General features: G+C 66.7%; 4 protein-coding genes. 3 read left to right on the forward strand and 1 reads right to left on the reverse strand.

The window, feature by feature from the left end; all coding sequences use genetic code 11:
- Positions 1-437: 437 nt before the first annotated feature.
- On the forward strand, positions 438-1235 hold the full coding sequence (locus tag J2852_RS31100) for a hypothetical protein (protein ID WP_209883137.1): 798 nt from the start codon (positions 438-440) through the stop codon (positions 1233-1235).
- A gap of 114 nt (positions 1236-1349) precedes the next feature.
- Here J2852_RS31100 and J2852_RS31105 read toward each other — a convergent pair whose 3' ends face one another.
- Positions 1350-2243, reverse strand: coding sequence for a LysR family transcriptional regulator (locus tag J2852_RS31105; protein WP_209883139.1), 894 nt, complete (start codon positions 2241-2243; stop codon positions 1350-1352).
- Positions 2244-2377: 134 nt separating this feature from the next.
- On the opposite strand from J2852_RS31105, the gene J2852_RS31110 reads away from it, so the two are divergent.
- Together J2852_RS31110 and J2852_RS31115 are read left to right on the forward strand one after the other, a co-directional pair.
- Positions 2378-2797, forward strand: a complete 420-nt coding sequence (locus J2852_RS31110; RefSeq protein ID WP_209883141.1) for a hypothetical protein — start codon at positions 2378-2380, stop codon at positions 2795-2797.
- Complete coding sequence (locus J2852_RS31115) at positions 2794-4236, forward strand: MFS transporter (RefSeq protein ID WP_209883143.1); 1443 nt, start codon at positions 2794-2796, stop codon at positions 4234-4236. Before J2852_RS31110 ends, J2852_RS31115 begins: the two co-directional genes overlap by 4 nt.
- Positions 4237-4489: the final 253 nt, after the last annotated feature.

Below are 4489 nucleotides of genomic sequence, written 5' to 3' on the forward strand. Positions count from 1 at the left end.
CGGCGCAGCAGCACTCGATCAGCACCCGACTTTTTCAACGATATCGGCGAAAAGTGGACGATCCCACCGCCCGGGAAAGGGCGACATCCGCCGATAGGAGTGTGGTGAAAGGGGACGCCGGGCTTGGGACCATCGGTCCTGGGCGGACTGGGCGAGGCGGTCTGAACACACTATATTGCGACCGTTGTGATGCACGAGCCATGAATTTGCAGGCTCATCGGAGCAAGGAGTCCCTCGGCCTTCCGCTATCGTTCAGAACTTGCCGTGTCCCGGTTCCCGGCATTGGCAAGCTGCTTTTTGGACGCCTTGTCGGCCAGATGCAGTGCTGTCTGCAGACGCTGGCCGAGTTGCGCCGGGCCGCAGCAGTCGAGTTGGATGAAGGCGACGTTGGGATCTCCGGGCGATAGCGCCGACCGCCGACACCAATGGAGGGGTAGATGAGCAAGGACACCGAACGCGCTCCTCCGCCGCTGCACATCCACTTCGGCAACCGGATGCTTGAGGACGCTGCTCGCGACATCGTCGATGTGGTAAAACGAGTGGAGCGTGGCGAATCCGTGACGCCGCAGCGCCACCTTTCCTTTGAGGGATGGGATACGCTAGCACACGCGCTCCGCGTCGCCGGCTTGGACGGGCAGACCAGTGTGGCTGTCATCGCCGCTCTCAAAGGCATGGCCGAAGTGGATGAATGGGCCTGCCAAGCGCCCGGCGACAGCCCTTCACCAGGCCTTTGGGAGCGCTCGGCGTTGGCGAATCTGCGCCGGAAGTGGCTGCACTACCATGCCCTTGGTGAACGGACCGTCACTGGGCAGCGCGTCGCCGACGACCTCGCGCCTCTCGTGCCAGCATTCGAGGCGGCCTGCGACGAAGTAGACCGGCTTCGCCAGGGCGTCGATCCTGGCATCGCGTTCCCGGATCGCCCCCAGCCCGCACCATCGGATGAGAGTCGCAGTGTTCTCGACGTTCTACGGCAGGACGAGGTTGAGGATGATGACGATTTCGAGGCGCCCCGCGCCTTCGGCGACACGGACGCTCTGCTTCAGGAACTCCAACGTCTTCGTCAGGACTGTGCCGACGCTTACCAGGTAGTGGGCTCGCTCGGTGCGGCTGCCGGTGTGCTCGACTCCCCTGAGGTCATCAAGGCGCTCGACAACCTGTCGGCGGCGAGCCACGGGGAGGCCCGCCGGCACGAGGGCCTCCTGCCTTTCATTCTGACCCGCAGTCACAAGGAGTAGCCGAAGCCTCCCCTTATGAGTCTACCGTCGCTGTTCGCGTCAATCTGGGAGGCCGGCAGGCAGGGATGATGTAGCGGAAAGGGACGGCAGACTTGAACCGGGCGCCAAGTCAGCTCATGACTTGGAGCAAACGTCGCGAACGCAGCCCCTGAGCCAGCGATACGCGGGGTCGGCGTCAAGCCTCGGATGCCACATCATCGAAACCGTAATCTCCGGCGCGAGGACTGGCAGGGGGAAGCTGTGCATGCCCGCACGCAGCTTTCCCGTATGCCGCTCAGGAACGCTCGCGATCAGGTCGGTGGCTCGCGCCAGGGCCAGCGCGGTCGAAAAGCCGCCGACGATCGTAACGATGTCCCGTTCCAGGCCAAGCGGCCGCAGGGCCTCGTCGATCGGCCCCCCGTCGAGGCCCCGCCGCGAGACGAGGATGTGTTTGCTGGCGGCGTAGCGGGTGGCGGTGATGTCGCCCCGACAGAGCGGGTGGCCGATGCGCACGACGCCGATGAAGCGGTCTCGGAACAAGGCCTGCGTGCGCACTTCCGGACCCGCTGCCGTGCCCACGACCCCGGTTTCCAGATCGACGGTTCCATCGCGAAGCGGTGTGCTGTCCTTGTCCACCTTCTGAAGGAAGCGCAGCCGCACGCCGGGAGCGTCCTCGGCAACGCGAGCGATGAGATCCGGTCCGAAGTTCTCTACGAAGCCGTCGCTTGTCCGCAACGTGAACAGTCGCACGAGCCGCTTGAGATCGAGCTTCTCGGCAGGCCGCAGCACCGCTTCCCCATCCCGCACCAGCCGGCTGACCTGTTCGCGGAGTTCGAGCGCCCGTGGCGTGGGGACGAGACCGCGTCCGGCCCGCACCAGCAGCGGGTCGCCGGTCGTGTCGCGCAACCGTGCCAGCGCTCGGCTCATCGCTGAAGGACTGAGCCGCAGCCGCCGGGCGGCGCGCGCGACGCTGCCTTCCGCAAGGAGGACGTCGAGCGTGACGAGCAGGTTGAGATCGGGCCGTGCCATGCATCGACCATAGCACCGTCAGATACGGCGTTTCATGCACGAATACAGTGCAAGCGTTGCGCCTTCCGCCATGTCAAGCGCGGGACCAAGTCTCTCGGAGCCCCCATGACGGGAGCACACGGAGATCGGAGTTCATGATGACACCAATGGAACGCGGGGACTGGAACCGGCGCTACGCCGCCCCGGAGTTCATCTGGGCCGTCGAGGCAAACCACGTCCTAGTTGCCGAGGTGGTGGACCTGCTGCCCGGCCGGGCTCTGGACCGCGCCGCTGGCGAGGGACGCAACACCGTCTGGTGGGCGGAGCAGGGATGGACGGTACGCGCGGTGGTACCGGGTGGCACGTTCCTGGTGGTCGGCCAGGTTCCGGCGAATCCGGAGCACGGCTGTGGCGACCCTCAGGATCCCGGCGTGCTCTACACGGCGGAGCAGGTGGTCGCCGCGTCGGGCGGAGAGACCCTCGTCGAGAAAGCCGGCCACGTCGAGCAGCCGGTGGAAACCGAGGGCGGCGTCAAGGTCGCCATCAAGTGTCTGGTGCGGGGCAGGCGCCCATGATGGCCCGCCACGATCAGACGGCCACCGCGGGCGTCGAACGGGCGCTCTCGGTTCGATGGGCGCTTGCCGGTCTGTCCGTCACCACACTGTTGGCCTCTCTCGCCACCAGCATTGCCACCATAGCCCTTCCAACGCTGGAGCAGGCGTTCGGCGCCTCCTTCCAGCAGGTCCAATGGATCGTTGTCGCCTATCTGCTCGCCAGCACCACGCTGATCGTCAGCGTCGGTCGGATTGGCGATATGGTCGGCCGGCGTTGGCTGCTGCTGGCGGGAATCGTCCTGTTCACGGCGGCCTCGCTCCTCTGTGGTGCCGCGCCCACGCTTTGGCTGCTGATCGCTGCCCGCGCGGCGCAGGGGCTGGGAGCCGCCGTCATGATGGCCCTCGCCATGGCGTTCGTCGGCCAGATGGTGCCAAAGGCGCAAACCGGCAGCGCCATGGGGTTGCTCGGCACCATGTCGGCGATCGGCACCGCGCTCGGTCCGTCGCTCGGCGGAGTCCTGATCGCTGGCTTCGGCTGGCGAGCCATCTTCCTGATCAATCTTCCGCTCGGTGTCCTGGCGCTGTTTCTCGCCCGCCGCCACCTGCCCGCCGACCGCGCGGCACCGGTGGCGGACCGGGCCGGCTTTGACCATGTCGGTACGCTGCTGCTTGCCCTGACGCTCGGCGCCTATGCGCTGGCCATGACGATCGGGCGCGGCGGCTTTGGTGCGCTCAACGCGGCTCTGCTGCTGGCGGCGGCCGTCGGCGTCGGCCTTTTCGTGCGCGCCGAGGCGCGGGCGGCCTCGCCCCTGATCCGATTGGGGATGTTCCGCAATCCGACCCTGAGCGCGGGCCTCGCCGCAGGCGTGTTGGTCTCGGCGGTGATGATGGCGACACTGGTGGTCGGGCCGTTCTACCTTGCGCACTTCCTCGCGCTCGACACCGCGCGGGTCGGCTTTGTCCTGTCGGCCGGTCCGTTGACCGCCGCGCTGGCCGGCGTGCCCGCCGGGCGCCTCGTGGACCGCTTCGGCGCGCGGCGCTCGGTCGTCCTCGGGCTCGTGGGAATCGGCACGGGGTGCGGCCTGTTGTCCGTGATCCCGGCGGCGCTCGGCGTTGCCGGCTATGTCGGCCCCATCGTCATCATCACCACTGGCTATGCACTGTTCCAGGCGGCCAACAACACCGCCATCATGACCGGCATCGCTGCGGACCAGCGTGGTGCCGTTTCCGGGATGCTCAACCTTTCGCGCAACCTCGGGCTCATCACCGGCGCCTCCGTCATGGGCGCGGTGTTCGCGCTCGCATCACGGACGACTGACATGACGGCGGCGCGCCCTGAAGCCATCGCCGATGGCATGCGGATCACCTTCGCGCTTGCAACGGTCCTGATCGGCATTGCGCTCATCGTCGCAATTAGAAGTCGTGTCGCCTCTCTGGGCGGTGCTCGCTCCGACTCGTGAGCATGAAGATGGGGATGACTGGGGGCTTCGGAGCACGATGGAATGATTCCGATGGAGCGATGGGGGCGTTGGTATTGTGGTGAAAGGGGACCACGCCCCGGGGCCGCGACTGGGGCCACTTGTCACCGAAAGCCGCCCCTCCTGATGAACAAAAGGGAGGGGAGTATCCGGAATTTCGTGCTCGGCGGGGCGGATTTCAGTTTCAGGCGTTCATCGCCCTTGCGAACCGGTCGCCGAAGATAACGGCCATCTG

The sequence above is a fragment of the Azospirillum soli genome (assembly GCF_017876165.1).
Lineage (GTDB): Bacteria > Pseudomonadota > Alphaproteobacteria > Azospirillales > Azospirillaceae > Azospirillum > Azospirillum soli.

Excerpts from the sequence above, each read along its gene's own strand:
- J2852_RS31100 (WP_209883137.1), top strand. The coding sequence starts at position 438 with ATGAGCAAGGACACCGAACGCGCTCCTCCGCCGCTGCACATCCACTTC.
- J2852_RS31105 (WP_209883139.1), bottom strand. The coding sequence starts at position 2,243 with ATGGCACGGCCCGATCTCAACCTGCTCGTCACGCTCGACGTCCTCCTT.
- J2852_RS31110 (WP_209883141.1), top strand. The coding sequence starts at position 2,378 with ATGATGACACCAATGGAACGCGGGGACTGGAACCGGCGCTACGCCGCC.
- J2852_RS31115 (WP_209883143.1), top strand. The coding sequence starts at position 2,794 with ATGATGGCCCGCCACGATCAGACGGCCACCGCGGGCGTCGAACGGGCG.